A 15,773-nucleotide genomic window follows, 5' to 3' on the forward strand; every position below is an offset into this window, starting at 1 on the left:
AAACCTAGTTTACGGGGTTGCCGCGCGTTCCAGGATCCGCCGCCTGGCGGGCGTCGTGCCGGTAGCTGAGGGCGGCCAGAGCCAGCAGAACGGCCGTGATCACGGCGCCTCCGCCGCTCACGCCCAGCAATGCGTGCGCGCCCAGCGGCTGGAAGAGGGGCAGGAGGGCGCCCGTGAGCACCGAGACAACGCCGACGAGCAGGAAGTCACGCGCGGCGGCGTGCTTGCCCCGGTTTCGCATTCCGACGACGACGTCCACCACACCGGAGACGATCAGCACGAGCGCACCAGTCCCGGCGAACATCGCGTCCGTGTGGATCCACAGGTTCAGCAAACCGGCCACGGCGAGGAGAACCGGCGCGGTGCCTGTCAGCCACGAGGGTGCAGCGTCCTGTGCGCGGAGGCTTCGCTCCTGCAGGAACACGGTGGCCGCCGTCGCGAGGAAGTACAGGCCGCCGGCAACGGACAGCACGTGCACGGAGGGTTGCCCCCAGAAGATGGTCAAGAGTCCAAACGCTCCGGCGACTGCCGCACGCAACAGAAAGGCCCGCCACAGGGCAGGCGATGCCGCAGTTCCCGGGAAACCCGCGTTCATGTTCTGCCTTCCGGAAGGGTTTTTTGGACGTTGCAAGTGTAGTCCTAGCCGGCACCGGTAATCATCCAGCGGTCCGTGCGCACCCGCCAGCCGAGCGTCAGCGCCCGCGCCGCCATGTAGCCGACCCCGAAGGCCGCCCACAGCCAGACGATTCCGGTCAGCCCTGTGAGCCCAGCACCGAAGACGATCGCCAGGAGCGGCACGTAGAGAACCAGATTTACGACGCCGGCGAGCGCCAGATACCGTGCGTCACCGGCTCCGATCAGCACGCCGTCGAGGACGAAGACGTACCCGCAGATGGGTTGAGCCGCCGCGAGCACCCAGAGCCCGACGGCGAACGCTGCCTGCACGGTTTGGTCGGACGTAAAGATCCAGCCTGCGAACGGAGCGGCGACTGCCAGCAGTACGCCTGTGAGTACCCCGAACCCGATACCCCAGCGGATCATGATGCGCGTAAGGGCGTGCGCCAGCGGCTTGTCGCCTGCGCCCAGCTCCTTGCCGATGAGGGCCTGCGCGGCAATGGCGAGGGCGTCCAGCGCAAACGCGAGGAACGCGAAGACGGTCATGACCAGCTGGTGGGCGGCGAGCGAGACCGGGCCTTGGGCTGTGGCGACAACAACCGTTGCCACGATGGCGAAGCGAAGGCTCGCGGTGCGCAACATCAGCCAGGACCCCACGCGCGCGGTTGCCCGTACGCCGCGCCAGGTTGGCCGCAGGGAGACGGTGTTCCGGCGGGAGTTGCGGTAGATGATGACCAGGTAGACGGCGGCCATCCCCCACTGCGCGATGCTGGTCCCGAGCGCTGAACCGGCAACCGACAGTCCGAAGCCGTAAACCAGGACGTAGTTGAGCACAATGTTGGCGCCGAACCCCGCACCCGCGACAACCAGCGGGGTCCGGGTGTCCTGAAGCCCTCGCAGTACGCCGGTTGCGGCGAGGACTACGAGCATGGCGGTAAGGCCGGGCATGGAGTACCGGAGGTAGTCGACCGCGAACCGGTGCACTTCTCCCTCGGCCCCCATCAGGGCGGTCAGGGCGGGTGCGAAGATCCAGCCCAGCACTGACAGGACCGCACCCAGCAGGAGGGCCAGGCCAACGCCGTCGCGCCCTGCGGCCAGCGCGTCCTGCATGCGGCCGGCACCGAGGAAGCGGGCGACGGCGGGAGTGGTTGAGTAGGCGAGGAAAACCATGAGCCCGACGGCGGTCTGCAGCACCGTCGCGGCCAGTCCCACGCCGGCCAGCTCGTTGACGCCCAGGTGACCGACGATTGCCGAGTCGGCAAGCAGGAACAGCGGCTCGGCGATGAGGGCGCCAAGTGCCGGTACGGCCAGGCGCAGGATGGAGCGGCTAAGGTGCCTGCGGTCAGGAACTGTTGCTGTCACGGATCAAGCCTAGGGGGCGGCGGTGACAAAGGCTGAGTATCCAGTTGAACAATCCGGGTCGGTAGGCTGGAGGCACGGACGGTCAGGAGAGGCGCCATGAAAATTGGGATCAAGCACTTCATCGCTGGAGGTGCGCTTGTCATCCTCAGTACGTTCTTTGTGCCGCAGGGAATTTCCGGTTTCGCCACGGCCGCAGCCCGGAACGAGCCGATACAGCCCGGATCAGGGGTTCTCCTCGCGGTCGGGGCGGTGATGGTGGTACTGGCCATCGCGCTCTTTGCCCGCGGCCATATGCTTCGCTACCGCCACCGTCGTTCCGTGCAGTCCTGGGAGACGCGCGAAGAGGTTGACCCAACGGCGTCGCGCCCGGGCCACTTCTCGGACCGGCCGGGCTGGTGGGACAGGCCTGCCAACCATATGGGAGACAACACCGGTCCCAAGCGGGACTAAGTCCACGTTGGTTTAGGGAGTGCACCCGGCGATCTCGCTCTCGGGTCCCCCGTTCTGGGTTGGAAGCGGTGCGGGATCACCGGCCCGAGCGGGTTCCTGGTCAGCTGGCGGCGTTGGCTCCGGATCGCCGTCCTGGGGCGGAGTTGGGGCTTCGGGAGTGGGACGGATTCCGTCTTCTCCGATCGCCGCATCGACCCAGTGGTGCAGAGCGTCAAAGTCGGGGGCGCCGGGGTTGATCACCGTAGGGGTGATCGGATGGTTCGAGATGCCACCCGCTCTGACCTTGAACAACAGTTCCACCATGGCGTCGAGCTCACTCACCCGAATATCCGTCGAAATGTTGCTTTCCGCGGCCCGCGCGAGTTGGACGAAGGAGCCCGCGATCCTGGCCGGATCGACCGAGTCGATCATCGCCCCGACAAGCCTCTGCTGACGGCAAATGCGGTCGAAATCGTCAGATCCCTCGCGCGAGCGTGCGTACCAGAGGGCCTCTCCGCCATTCAGAAGCTGCCGGCCCGGCGCGATGAAACGCCCTGCGTCCGTTGGGATGCGACGCTCCACAACAATTTCAACACCGCCAAGGGCATCGACCACCTCCGCGAAGCCCTGCAAATTGACCATGGCGTAGCGGTCCATGGCAAGCCCCAGTGTTTGTTCAACTGCCTGCCGGGTTGCGATCAACCCCGGATTCCCGGAATGGGGAAACATATCCGGATGGTCTGCAGCCCAGGTCCAGACTGCATTGATGAGGTTCTCGGTGGGTCCGTACGCATCGAAGCCGTTCGGGAAGGCATCGTGCATGGGACTTCCCGCTGGAAATTCGACGTACTGCAGATTGCGCGGAATGCTGAAGAGGCTGGTGGCGCCGCTGCGGGTATCTATTGAAGCGACCATGATTGTGTCCGGTCTGGTGCCGACGCGGTCCTGGCCTGCATCATGCCCGAGCAGCATGATGTTCAGGCGCGGCTGGCCCGCCCATGGGTCTTCAGATGCCGGCGTTGCGCGCGTGTCGCGGCTTTCTCCTAGACCAAAGCTTGCGTCGTCGTCGGTAATGAACGAGTTCAGCAGGAGTGAGCGCTGCGCCTCGAGCGCGCGCACTACAAACCCTGCCGGCACTCCGACTGCGGCTACCAGGACAACGCACACCGTCATACTGACAAGTCGCTTTCGGCCTCCGAGCCCGAAAAGGGAATTCATCAAGTAGTTGCCCGCCACAACGAGGAGTGCCCAACACAGCGCGAAGGCCACCAGGGCCAGGGCAACGCCTATCAGTGCATTGGGCCGGACCGCGATTCGAAGGATCAGATCCAGTCCGTCAAACAGGAAATATGCGGCTACGGCGCCGAGAGGGACGGCTAGGAAGAAAACAAGAAACGCCCAGCCGGACCTTCGCCCGGACTTCAGCAGAGCCGTACCCGGCAACACCGCGTTAGCAACGGTCCAGGCGACCGCAGGCCGCAAGCGCCCGCGGGAAGGCTGGGTGTTGCCCAGGCTGCTCTGTTCCGGACGCATCTAATTCCCATCAGTCATGAGAAAGCTTCGTAACGCCGCCGACGTTGCCGATGAGTAAAGGGTACGCCGGTCTGCAGCCCTGTTACCGGATAGTTCTGCGCGTATGGCTCTGGCCGCACGAGTTATCCACAGATCGACTGGAGCGCGCTGCGGAGCATCTCCTGCCCCGGATAGCGTGAGGACGTCTCAAGCCATCCAACTCCAGGGGGAACCAGTGCACACTCGCTACCGCAGCGCCCGCCGTCGTTCTGTTTATTGCGCCCTGCTCATGGTGCTACTTGCAGTGGCCGGTTGTACGCCGGCTCCTGAGGCGGCGGAACGGTCGCAGACGATTGAATCGCTCACGCTGACCCCGGAAACGGCCTGGAGCGTTGAGCTTGACCTTATCGGTCAACCGCAGGTTGCACAGGGAATCGCTGTTGTTCACGTGCGAGCACCCGAGGATCGCATGCACCTGGTCGCTTTCGACGTCGAGACCGGCAAGAAACTCTGGCGTACGTTCGTTGCTCCCAGCTGGGGTAGTTCGAACAGGAAATGGGAACCGGTCCTCGTCGAAACCCGGAGTGGCATTGCCGTCGTAGCGTATGTTGAGCCGAGCCCGGACGAACTGAGCGGTGACTACGCCGCCGCCTGGTCCACAAGCGTTGTCGTCGCAGATGCGAAAACGGGCAAGGAACTCACCCGGAGCCCCCGCCAGACGCTGGACTCCCGTCCGTCAACATGCTCGGACGGCACCGATCTCTGTTACACCGAGCTACCTCCCGGCTCAGATGGGGTGGTTGCGCACCGGATCGTTCTCGATGACGCGCCGGACATAATTGAGGATACGGGCAACCCGCTGGCAGGCTTCGAACACGCTTTCCTGGCGGACGGTGTGTACCTCCGGTACGACAGCCGGGGCGAATACCTCGGCCGCATCGTTGACGGGAAGAAACTCTGGGAGAAACACCTGGAACGATTCGTCGGCGAAGGCTACGACCCCTACTACGGCTACTCCTGGCTCAACTCGGAAGTGGAAAATCTCCTCATCCTCTCCGTTGAGCGTTCCTACGAAGCGGACCGTTGGCGCGATACCAAGTACGAGGAGGGCGATTACGTTCCGCGCGACCTTGGGTCCCGCAAACAGGTGGCCATCAACACGGAGTCCGGCGAGATCATGTGGGCTAGCGCAGGACGGGATTCGCGCTGCCTCGACCGCTGGGGAGCGTTAAGCAACGAGGACGAGCACGGGAAGCTTGCACTTCGCTGCGTCTACGACGGCACGGGCACCTACGACAGCGAGCACAACAGTTTCAACTACAGCAACCTCCAAATCACGGTTGAACGGTTTGATCCGCTCACCGGTGAGACCAAATGGTCCCACGAATACCCCGTAAAGGATCCGAACGGGGCAATCGATGATTTGGTTGCAGTACGGGGGAATGTGCTCCTCACCGCATCGAAGGGCAACCCCGCCCTTCTGGATGTAACCACCGGCGAGGTAACCGTGGCCGAGCCGGACATGGTTTTCGCCTGTGCGAAGCCGACCAGGTTCACTTACCGCCAGCGCCGCGGTGAGGACTATCCCCCATACGTGTCCTCAGGCGGAGGGCTCTTCGCGCCGTGCGACGCTGCGGGAGACCCCGTCGAAGCCGAGCTGAGCCTCAGCGCTGTGACAACTGTGGGACAAGCGGCGGAAAGCCTCACCCTGGTCGGCCTCGAGGGCAGACTCGTCGCCTTCAAGACGCCGGCAGAAGCCGAGCCGGAAACCACCGAGTCATAACCCTTTCTCGACCATCTCAAGCAGCCGCTGCGCCGCGAACGTCCGCTGCTCCAGGTCGAGCCCGCGCAACGGCCCATCGATCACCAGCATCGCGAGGCCATGGACCGAGGACCACGCAAGGAACTCAGCACCCAGACGGCGCTCCTTCGGGAGCACACCGGCCTCAACCAAGCCATCCAGGGCAGCCGACAGAAGCTGAAAGGGTGTCAGCCCGCTCGCTCCGGCGGAGTCGGCAGATCCTGCGTCACGGAGGTCCGCGTGTTCGGCGAATGCGGTACGGAACAGACCCGGCTGGCTCTGCGCGAATCGCAGGTACCCGGCACCCACGGCACGCAGACGCGCGCGGGCCGCGGCGCCGTCGTCGTCGGTTGGTTGGAGCCCTGCCTGTTCGTCCTCAATCGAGCGGGCCAGCTCCGCCTGCGCCGCCATCGACACCGCGTGGAGGAGCGCCCTCTTGTCCGCGAAATGGCGGTAGGCCGCGTTCGGGGTCACCCCGGTGCGGCGGGTCACTTCGCGGAGTACGACGGCGGAGGGTCCGCCCTCGCGTGCGAGTTCAGTTCCTGCCGCGACCAGTGCCCGGCGCAGGTCGCCGTGCCGGTAGGTGCTGCGCTTCTGCTCCGTCACGCCGCCTCCCCGACCAAGCCCGCCCGAATGTGAACACTGTCGACAATTGTGCCACGATGAGCCGATGCAGCGAATCAGACCGCTCACAGCAACTGATCTGGAAACGCCGACGTTCCTCGCCCTGCTGCGGGAGGCGGCGGGACAGAGCGACGCCGAGCTCAAACGGCTGATCGCGGAAGCCCTGCCGCGGCTCGAGAACACCGGCATTGTGCAGGACGGCGAGGTGCTGGCGTTCGTGTCCTTCTCAAGCGACGCGGCAGGAACCACGATCGAGTACCTGGCGGTCGACGAGTCACAACGCGGACGGAACCTCGGAACCGCGTTGATTCGGCATGTGTGTGAGCGATATCCATCGCTCCCTGTGGTCGCTGAAACCGACGACGACGCCGTTGGGTTCTACCGGCGGCTCGGCTTCGACGTGAGTCCGGCGCCAACTGACGCACGGTGGCCGGACCGCCGTCGTTACCGGTGCGTCCTGCCGGCCCTCAGCGAAGGGTAGCGAGCTCCGCGGCGAGGTGCGCCTCGGCTACACATTTGATCTAGACGACTCCGCCTCACCCCGGCCCGCCCGCCGGCTTGCCCTGCAGGAGGCGCCGCGTGAAACTCAACACGTCCAACCGTAGCCGCGCATACGCCCGTGGGTCAGGTTCTTCCGCAGCGGCAAATGCCTCGATTGATTCGAGTGTCCGGTTCACAACCAGATCCGGGCTGCGCATGCGCCAGCCGGAACCCTCCGCAGCCAGATCTGCGGCCGTGATGCTGCCGTGCTGGTAGACGCCGTTGATGGACAGTGCCATTCGTCCGTCGTTGCGTTGATGGCGCAGGGGCACCATGTCGTATGCGGGAGCCAGTTTTGAGCTGCCGGTGGGGCCGTGCAGCAATGACAAATTCTTCGCATGCATGTCCACATTTCCGAGCGCTACGGCCAGAACGCTCATGGCCAGCAGACGTTCCAGTGACTCGTCGTCGCCGTTCTTTCGGAACACCTCGGCGATTCGGCGGAGGCTCACCTTCCCACCGAGTTCCTGGTACTTCTCATTGGCATGCGCACCCAGAACCTGATTCATATCTTCCTGGTGAAGACGGCCCAGAGGTGCGTCCGGCGCTCGGTCGTATCGTTCAATAACCAGTGCTGGGAGCCCGTCAAAGTCCGCCAGCCAGGTTTCCGTCTGGCACAGCCCGAGCCTCCGCGCGGCGCGGGCACCATACTCCTCATCAAAGATGACCGTCGGGTGATCGCGCGATTCTGGCTTAACGATGTGCGTGGAAGGATACCCGTCGTGCACACGGTGCCAACGCTCGTCGATGCGCGCCAACACAATCTTGTCCTGTACCCCCGCGAGCGAAGTCTTACCCGTGAGCGGACTGTTACCCAGGGGCTCAGCCAGCGTGTCAAGAAGCAACGCCCTCACACCCTCATCCGTGAGGGCAGTCGCATGGGGTCGCCGCGGCTCACCCGGGCGATCCGGATCCCAGATCTGCATCGCGCCGGCGACATCCCGCCCGTAGTAGGCCAGCAGGGTCACTACGTCGTGTTCCCTAGCCCCCACACTGGCAGCCAGGTTGGTGAGGATCCGGCCCTCCGGCAGTAGTTCGGAGAAGAAATTACGACGACGGGCAGCGCGACTGCGGTTCACTGTCACGTTCAGTGGAACGGATTCGGACAGGATAGTGCTGCCCAGTTCGAAGTGGTCAAACGCAGAGCGGTCGGTCCGGAAATCAAAGGTGCGCCAGTCCGTTCCAACCAGCCAGCCGACGAGATGCCCGTACAGCTCGACCCTCAGCTCACCCATCGTTGCCTTTGCGCTTGCTCGGCTGGTCGATCGGCTCGTCGATCTCGGCATACAGGCGGACTCCAGTTGCCCGGAGCATCTCGAAAAGGCGGTCGGTCAGGATCCCGGGCTTACCCTGCTCCATCTCCCAAACCCACTTCTGGCCGATGCCGAGGCGTTCTGCAAGTTGCCGCTGGCTCATCCCCTGCAGCGCGCGGCCCTGTTGCAGCATGCGACCTAACGCCTCGGCGTTGCGAACCTCTCCACGAAGTATCATTCGATTCACCTGTCATCTTGACGCTGATATCGAAGTCAGCCTATTTGAAGTCAATATCGTAGTCAACCGGATTGACGTCGGAATTGGCGTCAACCCGACAGCGAACCGTGGATCGGCGCAGGGTAGCGAGCTCGGCGGCGAGGTTCTCGTGCGCACTTGCCAGCCAGCGATGGCGCGCCCGTTCCGTGCGGTACAGCGGGTCGAGGGCCAGCAACCGGCCGACGACGGCGGCGCGCCCCACGGTGAACTGCGCGTCCGGGATGTGCGCATATTCTTCCCGGACCGCGCGCACATATCGTTGATAGCCGGCCGGGGAGCGGCCCAGGACGGCGAGGTCCGCGTCGCAGAGAAGCTCACCGGCGCGGTCACCGGCATCGGGGTCGTGCGTCACGGTGAGCCGGACCAGCCGGGTCACTTCACCGGGGTCCGGGATGACGCCGGTCAGTTGGTCTTCGGCGAGCGCCGCCGATGCTTCCTCGTCCTCACCCGCCTTCCCCGCATACACGGCGTCGTGAAACCAGGCGGCGAGCCGGATGTTCAGCCGGGTGGCGTCGTCGTCGTTCTCGTCGATGAGTAGGTCGAGGGCCTCAAGCACATCGAGCAGGTGTTCTGGGTTGTGGTAGCGGCGGTGCGGCTCGGACCAGCGGTCCAGTAGTTGCCCGCCGAGGGCCGGATGCCCGGGCAGGGTCTGCGACCATCGTGCGCGGAGGGCCCGGCGGATGCGGTCGGGGCGCAGCCGCGCAGGTACCCGCAATCCGCTGCTGATCAGTATCCGGACGAGTGTCCCGCCGTTCACCTCCAGCGCGCCCTGGCGCACGAGTTGCCGGTAGCGGCGGGCGGGGACGTCGTAATGATCGACGTCGAATGCCCGCTCGGAGATGCCTGCCCGGGCTGCGAACCCGTGCAGCTCGGCCAGGGAGGTGTCGGAAATGAGGTGGGAGAATACGGTGCCGTGCGCGGGCCAGAGCGGCGGATCAATGTACACGGCCATGGGACCCAAGCGTATCGGTAGGGTCCCGGTGTGAGCGCCAGCGAACGCAGGGGGGCCGATACGCGCGTATCGGTAGGGTCCCGGTGTGAACGCCAGCGAACGCAGGGGGCCGATACTCGGTATCGGCTCAAAGGTATGTACAGGACAGCGGCTCTGTGCCATTGTTTACAGTGTTTACATGCGGTCCGTCGGAGTATCGTTCGCCGGCCGCGAGCCGCTTCCTGAAACGAGGACCCATGGAAACCACCGTCCTGGCCATCGGCACCAAGAAGGGCCTCTGGCTTGCCACGAGTACCGACCGGCAGAACTGGACGCTGTCCCGGCCGCACCACCTGATGTCGGAGATTCCGAGCGTTGGGATCGACACCCGCGGCGGCCGAACGCGCATCCTCGTGGGGATGATGGACTGGCACTGGGGGCCGACTGTCGTCTACTCGGATGATCTGGGCGCCACCTGGTCCGAGCCCGAGCAGGGTGCCATCAAGTTCGCGGAATCGGACGAGACCGCCCTGGGACGGATCTGGCAGCTGCAGCCGGACTCGGAGGACCGTCCCGGCGTAGTCTGGGCCGGCTGCGAGCCCATCTCCGTATGGAAATCGACCGACGGCGGCCAGCACTTCGAACTGAACCGCGGGCTCTGGGACCACCCGCACCGCTCCGAATGGGGTGCCGGCTTCGGCGGGGCTGCCGCCCACACCGTTGTCCCCAGCCCGGTCGACGACACCGTGCACGTGGCCATGAGCACAGGCGGTGTCTATCGCTCCACAGACGGCGGCCAGGCCTGGGAGCCGCGGAACAAGGGCATCTCCGCGTACTTCATGCCGGATCCCAACCCTGAGTTCGGCCAGTGTGTCCACAAGATCGCGCGGGATTCCGAGAACCCGCAGCGCCTGTACGCCCAGAACCATCACGGCGTGTACCGGTCCGACGACGGCGCCGAGACCTGGGATTCAATCGCCGACGGATTACCGGCGGACTTCGGCTTCGTCATGCTCACCCATCCGCGCCGCGGCGGCACCGCCTGGGTGATCCCGTTGAAGGCAGACGGCGAGCGCATTCCACCGGACGCCAAGCTCGCCGTGCACCGGACCGACGACGCCGGCTCCACCTGGACCCGCCTCGACAACGGGTTGCCCTCCAGCGAATACAACGCCGTGCTGCGCGATGCCGCCGGTGTGGACAACGCCGAACCTGTCGGCGTGTACTTCGGGACCCGAGGCGGCTCGGTCTATGCCAGCGCCGATGAGGGTGCGTCCTTCACTGAAGTGGCAGCCCACCTGCCGGACGTGCTGTGCGTGCGTGCCGCCGTCGTCGTCGGTGCCGAAGCGGGTGTCGGATCGCCATGAGCCCTGTGATCGTGCTGATTCCGACGCTGCTCAGGCCGCTTGTGGAGGATCGCTCGACGGTGGAGGTTGAGTTGGAATCTGCTGTAGCCGTGTCGGACGTGCTGGACACACTGTCCGACGGACGGCCGGTTTTCGCACGGCGCATCCGTGACGAGACGGGGGCGCTGCGCCGGTATGTCAACATCTACGTGGACGGCGAGGATGTGCGGCGTGCGGACGGGCTTGCGACGGCAGTAACGCCCGGGTCCGAGGTGATGATCATCCAGTCGGTGGCCGGCGGGTAGACTTCAGCAAGGGTTCAGCATCGGGCAGCAATACTCAGCTGCATGAATGCTCGCGTATCACGCCGTACCTTCCTGGGCGGAGCCGCTGCCGCCGGGCTCGGGGTGACGTTCGCGGGCTGTGGCAGCCTGGAGCCGTTCAGTCGACCATCGGGCGTGTCCTCGATTCGTACCGCCGCCGGTTACGGTCCACTCATCCCGGATCCCGAGGGAATCCTGGCGCTACCCGAAGGGTTCTCCTACCAGCTGGTTGCACGCTCAGGGGAAACCACCACCGACGACGGCGTACATCCCTCAGACCCGGATGGAATGGGCGTCTTTGCCAACGGCGACGGCGGTTGGACACTCGTGACCAACCATGAGAATGACGGCGACGAGCCGCACCCGGTTCCCGTTGTGGAGGGGCTGACTTATGACCCCGGCGCCATCGGCGGCACCTCGACAATCACGGTCGATCCGGTGGGCAAGCGGTTGGCCCAGTACACCAGCCTCGCCGGAACGGACAACAATTGTGCGGGTGGCATAACGCCGTGGGCACATGGCTGAGCTGCGAAGAGACGGAGAGCCGCGCGGGCGAGGATGGACGCACCAAGAACCACGGCTATGTCTTCGAGGTAGACCCGGCCAGCCGGGAAGCTAACCTCCGGGCGAGCCCGATTCCGCTGAAGTTTCTGGGAAGGTACTCGCACGAGGCAGTCGCCGTCGATCCTTCGAGCACCTTCATCTACCTGACGGAGGACGCGAAGGACCCCAACGGGCTCTACTATCGGTGGGCACCGCCGTCTGGATTCACTCCCGGCCCCGGCAAGCTGCATGAGCTGGCCACGTCCGACGGCGGAGACGTTGCGGGCCGCCTTCAGGCAATGAACTGTTTCGAGAATGGTCAGCACATTTCTGATCTGTCCGAAGCGACAGCCGTCGGAACCCGCCTGCAGGTGCAGTGGGTGGATGTGCCGGACCGGGACGCCGCCGAGCGGTCCGTGCGCGAACAGTTCGATGATGAGCAGGTTACGCGGTCCTACAAGCTTGAAGGTCAGTGGTGGGCCGACGACGGCGCGTACTTCGTCGCGAGCTTCGCGCGCTTCCGCGAGGGAGCAGCAGGCGAACACAACGGCCAGGTGTGGTTCTACGATCCGTCCGATGAGACCCTGACCCTCAAGACCATCTTCGGCATTGACGCAGTTGCGGAACAGCTTCCCGGCGTATCGGGAAGGCCTGACAACATCACCGTTTCGCCGCACGGCGGTTTTGTCCTCGCAGAGGACAGTGACGGCGTGTCCCACCTGCTGGGGGTGACATCCCAGGGAGGAACGTACCCGCTGGCACGTAACGACCACAACGACAGCGAGTTCTGCGGACCCGCTTTCAGCGCGGACGGCAGGATCCTCTTCGTCAACATCCAGTCACCCGGTTTCACCCTCGCCGTCACGGGCCCGTGGGACCAACCGGAGGACTCGTAGCTCCTGACGCCCCTACGCTGAAGAGGGAATGCGGACTTCGATGCACACGCCGCCAAGCGGGCTGTCCGAAATCTGCACCGTCCCGTGATGGGCGCTGACGATCTCCTGAACGATAGACAATCCCAGGCCACTGCCGCCGCTGTTCCGCGTTCGGGATTCATCCAACCGTGCGAAACGCTCAAAGACCCGTTCCCTGTCCTCCACCGGTACGCCGAGTCCGTCATCTTCCACGGCGAGGACGGCAGTTGACTCAGTGGCGCTGAGCCTGAGGCGGACCTGCGAACGGGCATGCTGAGCGGCATTGTCCACCAGGTTCCGTACCATCTGAGCGAGTAGTGCTCCGTCTCCCAGGACACGTGCTGCACCGACCTCGGTCGCGTCCAGGTCCAGTTCGGTTGAAGTACGCAGGCGCCGCCCCTCGGCCAGCACAAGGTCGTCGAGATCCACTTCGCGGGCCTTCACTTCCAGCGACTGCTCGTCTGCCCGTGCGAGCACCAGCATCCCGGCGACGAGCCTCTCCAGGCGTCCGCCCTCATCCAGCACGGCTCTGGACAGGTCATCCGCGCTGATGCGGTCCGGGTGCGATCGGGCCACCTCCGCATACTGCCGGAGGGAAGCGAGCGGGGATTTCAGTTCGTGGGATGCATCCGAAATGAACCGGCGCTGTGAGCGTTGGGACTGTTCAAGGCGCTCCAGCATGCGGTTCATGGTACGCGCCAACCGGCCAATCTCATCAGACCGCCCGGGGTCATCAATGCGGCGGTGCAGATTTCGTGAGGTCACCTCATCGACTTCCCTGCGCATCCGCTCAACCGGCGCCAGCGCCCTGCCCACTACCAACCACGTAACTACGGAGACAATGAGGATCAGCAAGGGCACCATTCCCGCGAGCAGCCCTCCAACGGTGGAAAGTGTCTCTTGGACGTCCTCCAACGTGCGCCCGACAATGATTGTCTGGCCGTCATCCGTGTCTTCGGCGGTCACCAGAAAGTCGGCACTTTCCTCCGGGATTCGAAGGATCACGCCCTCATCCGTATCAGCGATGTCCAGCGCCGTCCCGGGTGCGCTCATGCTCGATGCCGTTACCTCACCTGTGGCGGAGATGATCTGGAAGAAACGGTCATCATCGGTTTCCGTCACAGCGGGCAGCGAGCCGAGTCTGGCCTCGAGATCGTCAGTGTCGCCGTCGGCAGCCGCACGGACCTCCGCGAACAGCGCCCCCTGGAGCAGCAGGTAGAAGATGCCTGCGCATACTGCCAGGACGAATCCGACAATCAGTGCTGCAGAGAGCGTGAATCGAGCGCGCAACGTCTTGGGCGCTCCCCTACCCACCGTCGTCCGCCAATCGGTAGCCTGCACCGCGGAGCGTTTCTATTGCTGCCCTGTTGAACGGCCGATCAAGTTTGTTCCGCAGGTGCCGGATATAAACCTCCACGATGTTGGGGTCACCCTCGAAGTCGAAATCCCACACATTGTTCAGGATGTCGCGCTTTGACACTGTTTGGCCCGCGCGCCGAATAAGAAACTCCAACACTGCGAACTCCCGGGCGGTGACGTCGACGAACGTCTCCCCCCGCCAAACCCGCCGCGACGCCGGGTCCAGCCTGATGTCTCCGGCAACCAACACCGTGGGTCTCTCCCCGGCACCACGTCGGATCAACGCCCGCATCCGGGCCAGCAGGACATCGAACGAGAACGGCTTCGTCAGATAGTCATCAGCTCCCGTGTCCAGCCCGTCAACCTGGTCGCCAATGCCATCCCGGGCGGTCAACATGAGGATCGGGGTCCAGTTCCGCTCGGCCCGCAGGGCGGCGCAGACGCCTATTCCATTGAGGCCGGGCAGCATGATGTCGAGGAGTATGACCGCGTAACTGTGTTCGCGGGCAAGCCACAGCCCGTCGACGCCGCTGGCGGCCGTATCGACGGCAAAGCCTTCGGCTTCGAGGCCCCGCCTCAGCCCTTGCGCGAGACCAGTTTCGTCCTCAACCACCAGCACTCGCACCGGTCACCTTGTCCTTCCGCATCGCTTTCACCCATTCAGTGTGCCTTCAGGAAGCTGAGCGCACACTGAAGCATCAGCATTAACCCGGTCTGGAGCGTCCAAACTATCGGGAAACTTTCGCAGGAGGACCGCCATGGCGCATCGATCAAGGATTATCACGGTGACAGGGCTGGTTGGAGCAGGCATGCTCCTCACCGGATGCATGGCCGGTTCGGAACCAGCAGACACAACGCAAGTACAGACCACGACCGTGCCACCGGCTGACCCGAGTTCGGCTGACTCTTCTGACTCGCCATCCGCCAGCGAATCCGCCACTGCCACCTCAAGCGATACGGGCGGCGCAGAGGTGACCGTGTCCGGCAATATGGAACACCGGATCACCGAGCAGGGTTCCACGCACACGGTCCGGTGCGACGGCGGGGGCGACGTTGACGTTCGCGCGGACAACGTGACCCTCACCGTGAGCGGTGACTGCAGCGAGATCGAGGTCGACGGGACCGAAAACTCGGTCACAGCCGAGAACTCCCGCGAGATCGATGTCCAGGGCAACGGGAACACTGTGGAGGCCGCAGAGGTGCGTGAGCTGTCCCTCGAAGGGGAGTCCAACACGGCAACTCTGGTGTCGGTGGAGGAGATCGACATCGAAGGGTCAGACAACACGGTGACTTACGAATCAGGTGATCCCCGGGTGGACGATGAAGGCAACGGGAGCGTGATCAATACACCGTAGGACGTTAGCTTAGGTGCATGGCCAGCTACCGGTACGACGTCGAAATCCTGCACCTGCTCGTGTCGCCAAGTCATGCGTACTTTGGGCGGTCGCGTGACGGCGCGGCGGATGTGCCTACGTCGGATGCCGATCAGGTTGAGGTGGTGGCCGGTAAGGGCATCGTCGGTGACCGGTTCTTCGGCAAGGCGGCACACATGGACGCCGCAGTGACCGTTTTTGCGGTGGAGGCGTTGGACGCGATAGCGGCGGAGTTAGGTGTTGGTGCCTTTGATCCGCTGCTGACCCGTCGGAATGTGATTGTTCGCGGCGCGCATCTGCCGCCGTTGGTGGGTCAGGAATTTGCGCTGGAATCCGGCGGGGATTCGGTGATCCTGCGGGGAGGCCGGCCGGCGCATCCATGCGCGTGGATGGACCGCATGCTCGCGCCCGGTGCGCATGCCGCAATGCGCGGGCGTGGCGGCGTGCGCTGTCAGCCCCTTACCGGCGGGATGCTTCACCGGGGCCCGGCCGTGCTGGTGAGCCCGGTGGAGTTGGACCCGGCGCAGGCGGGCGTGCCCACCGTTTTGCGGCCGAGCCGGCTGCCCTGAGG

General features: G+C 64.6%; 16 protein-coding genes and 1 pseudogene. 8 read left to right on the plus strand and 9 right to left on the minus strand.

Translation table 11 applies throughout. From position 1 onward, the window contains the following. Window positions 1-4 precede the first annotated feature (4 nt). Together BJ994_RS15900 and BJ994_RS15905 are read right to left on the minus strand one after the other, a co-directional pair. Window positions 5-595 (minus strand): DUF308 domain-containing protein, encoded by a 591-nt coding sequence (locus BJ994_RS15900; protein WP_167995401.1) that lies wholly within the window; start codon window positions 593-595, stop codon window positions 5-7. A gap of 44 nt (window positions 596-639) precedes the next feature. Continuing rightward, entirely contained in the window at window positions 640-1,977 is a 1,338-nt protein-coding gene (locus BJ994_RS15905) for an MATE family efflux transporter (protein WP_167995402.1), read from the minus strand. Between the two features lie 96 nt (window positions 1,978-2,073). Between BJ994_RS15905 and BJ994_RS15910 the strand changes: the two genes are divergently transcribed. Then, on the plus strand, window positions 2,074-2,427 hold the full coding sequence (locus BJ994_RS15910) for a hypothetical protein (protein ID WP_167995403.1): 354 nt from the start codon (window positions 2,074-2,076) through the stop codon (window positions 2,425-2,427). A gap of 12 nt (window positions 2,428-2,439) precedes the next feature. Here BJ994_RS15910 and BJ994_RS15915 read toward each other — a convergent pair whose 3' ends face one another. Then, window positions 2,440-3,939, minus strand: a complete 1,500-nt coding sequence (locus BJ994_RS15915) for an LCP family protein (RefSeq protein WP_167995404.1) — start codon at window positions 3,937-3,939, stop codon at window positions 2,440-2,442. A gap of 214 nt (window positions 3,940-4,153) precedes the next feature. Here BJ994_RS15915 and BJ994_RS15920 point away from each other — a divergent pair, with 214 nt between their 5' ends. Then, window positions 4,154-5,701, plus strand: a complete 1,548-nt coding sequence (locus tag BJ994_RS15920) for a hypothetical protein (RefSeq protein WP_167995405.1) — start codon at window positions 4,154-4,156, stop codon at window positions 5,699-5,701. On the opposite strand, the gene BJ994_RS15925 is transcribed toward BJ994_RS15920, so the two are convergent. Further along, window positions 5,696-6,325 carry a WHG domain-containing protein gene (locus BJ994_RS15925; RefSeq protein ID WP_167990078.1) on the minus strand — a complete coding sequence of 210 codons (630 nt, stop codon included), beginning with the start codon at window positions 6,323-6,325 and terminating at the stop codon, window positions 5,696-5,698. The genes BJ994_RS15920 and BJ994_RS15925 overlap by 6 nt on opposite strands. A gap of 64 nt (window positions 6,326-6,389) precedes the next feature. Between BJ994_RS15925 and BJ994_RS15930 the strand changes: the two genes are divergently transcribed. Then, window positions 6,390-6,824 carry a GNAT family N-acetyltransferase gene (locus BJ994_RS15930; protein ID WP_167995406.1) on the plus strand — a complete coding sequence of 145 codons (435 nt, stop codon included), beginning with the start codon at window positions 6,390-6,392 and terminating at the stop codon, window positions 6,822-6,824. Between the two features lie 55 nt (window positions 6,825-6,879). Here the strand turns inward: BJ994_RS15930 and BJ994_RS15935 are convergent, their stop codons facing one another. The 3 genes from BJ994_RS15935 to BJ994_RS15945 are packed head-to-tail and all read right to left on the minus strand — an operon-like array spanning window position 6,880 to window position 9,365. After that, on the minus strand, window positions 6,880-8,118 hold the full coding sequence (locus BJ994_RS15935; RefSeq protein WP_167995407.1) for a type II toxin-antitoxin system HipA family toxin: 1,239 nt from the start codon (window positions 8,116-8,118) through the stop codon (window positions 6,880-6,882). Continuing rightward, on the minus strand, window positions 8,111-8,374 hold the full coding sequence (locus BJ994_RS15940; RefSeq protein WP_167995408.1) for a helix-turn-helix domain-containing protein: 264 nt from the start codon (window positions 8,372-8,374) through the stop codon (window positions 8,111-8,113). Before BJ994_RS15940 ends, BJ994_RS15935 begins: the two co-directional genes overlap by 8 nt. 40 nt (window positions 8,375-8,414) lie before the next feature. Beyond that, window positions 8,415-9,365, minus strand: coding sequence for a DUF4031 domain-containing protein (locus tag BJ994_RS15945; protein WP_167995409.1), 951 nt, complete (start codon window positions 9,363-9,365; stop codon window positions 8,415-8,417). A 236-nt stretch (window positions 9,366-9,601) separates the two neighbouring features. Between BJ994_RS15945 and BJ994_RS15950 the strand changes: the two genes are divergently transcribed. The 3 genes and pseudogenes from BJ994_RS15950 (at window position 9,602) to BJ994_RS15960 (ending at window position 12,452) form a co-directional block, all read left to right on the plus strand. Beyond that, complete coding sequence (locus BJ994_RS15950; RefSeq protein ID WP_167995410.1) at window positions 9,602-10,711, plus strand: WD40/YVTN/BNR-like repeat-containing protein; 1,110 nt, start codon at window positions 9,602-9,604, stop codon at window positions 10,709-10,711. Continuing rightward, window positions 10,708-10,995, plus strand: coding sequence for a MoaD/ThiS family protein (locus tag BJ994_RS15955; protein WP_167995411.1), 288 nt, complete (start codon window positions 10,708-10,710; stop codon window positions 10,993-10,995). The genes BJ994_RS15950 and BJ994_RS15955 overlap by 4 nt, the downstream gene beginning before the upstream one ends. Window positions 10,996-11,037: 42 nt before the next feature. Beyond that, window positions 11,038-12,452, plus strand: a pseudogene (locus BJ994_RS15960) (alkaline phosphatase PhoX). Between the two features lie 12 nt (window positions 12,453-12,464). On the opposite strand, the gene BJ994_RS18480 reads toward BJ994_RS15960, so the two are convergent. Beyond that, window positions 12,465-13,811 (minus strand): ATP-binding protein, encoded by a 1,347-nt coding sequence (locus tag BJ994_RS18480; protein WP_167995412.1) that lies wholly within the window; start codon window positions 13,809-13,811, stop codon window positions 12,465-12,467. Next, on the minus strand, window positions 13,777-14,454 hold the full coding sequence (locus tag BJ994_RS15970; RefSeq protein ID WP_167995413.1) for a response regulator: 678 nt from the start codon (window positions 14,452-14,454) through the stop codon (window positions 13,777-13,779). The genes BJ994_RS18480 and BJ994_RS15970 overlap by 35 nt, the downstream gene beginning before the upstream one ends. A gap of 133 nt (window positions 14,455-14,587) precedes the next feature. Here BJ994_RS15970 and BJ994_RS15975 point away from each other — a divergent pair, with 133 nt between their 5' ends. Next, on the plus strand, window positions 14,588-15,184 hold the full coding sequence (locus BJ994_RS15975; protein ID WP_167995414.1) for a DUF3060 domain-containing protein: 597 nt from the start codon (window positions 14,588-14,590) through the stop codon (window positions 15,182-15,184). A 17-nt stretch (window positions 15,185-15,201) separates the two neighbouring features. Further along, window positions 15,202-15,771 carry an MOSC domain-containing protein gene (locus BJ994_RS15980; RefSeq protein WP_167995415.1) on the plus strand — a complete coding sequence of 190 codons (570 nt, stop codon included), beginning with the start codon at window positions 15,202-15,204 and terminating at the stop codon, window positions 15,769-15,771. Window positions 15,772-15,773: the final 2 nt, after the last annotated feature.

This window comes from Arthrobacter pigmenti, from assembly GCF_011927905.1.
In the GTDB taxonomy this organism is placed as follows: Bacteria; Actinomycetota; Actinomycetes; order Actinomycetales; family Micrococcaceae; genus Arthrobacter_D; species Arthrobacter_D pigmenti.

Bases quoted from the DNA above. Each gene is read 5' to 3' on its own strand.
- BJ994_RS15980 (WP_167995415.1), top strand. From the start codon at position 15,202: ATGGCCAGCTACCGGTACGACGTCGAAATCCTGCACCTGCTCGTGTCG.
- BJ994_RS15935 (WP_167995407.1), bottom strand. From the start codon at position 8,118: ATGGGTGAGCTGAGGGTCGAGCTGTACGGGCATCTCGTCGGCTGGCTG.
- BJ994_RS15900 (WP_167995401.1), bottom strand. From the start codon at position 595: ATGAACGCGGGTTTCCCGGGAACTGCGGCATCGCCTGCCCTGTGGCGG.
- BJ994_RS15975 (WP_167995414.1), top strand. From the start codon at position 14,588: ATGGCGCATCGATCAAGGATTATCACGGTGACAGGGCTGGTTGGAGCA.
- BJ994_RS15910 (WP_167995403.1), top strand. From the start codon at position 2,074: ATGAAAATTGGGATCAAGCACTTCATCGCTGGAGGTGCGCTTGTCATC.
- BJ994_RS15915 (WP_167995404.1), bottom strand. From the start codon at position 3,939: ATGCGTCCGGAACAGAGCAGCCTGGGCAACACCCAGCCTTCCCGCGGG.
- BJ994_RS15950 (WP_167995410.1), top strand. From the start codon at position 9,602: ATGGAAACCACCGTCCTGGCCATCGGCACCAAGAAGGGCCTCTGGCTT.
- BJ994_RS15955 (WP_167995411.1), top strand. From the start codon at position 10,708: ATGAGCCCTGTGATCGTGCTGATTCCGACGCTGCTCAGGCCGCTTGTG.
- BJ994_RS15930 (WP_167995406.1), top strand. From the start codon at position 6,390: ATGCAGCGAATCAGACCGCTCACAGCAACTGATCTGGAAACGCCGACG.
- BJ994_RS15945 (WP_167995409.1), bottom strand. From the start codon at position 9,365: ATGGCCGTGTACATTGATCCGCCGCTCTGGCCCGCGCACGGCACCGTA.
- BJ994_RS15940 (WP_167995408.1), bottom strand. From the start codon at position 8,374: ATGATACTTCGTGGAGAGGTTCGCAACGCCGAGGCGTTAGGTCGCATG.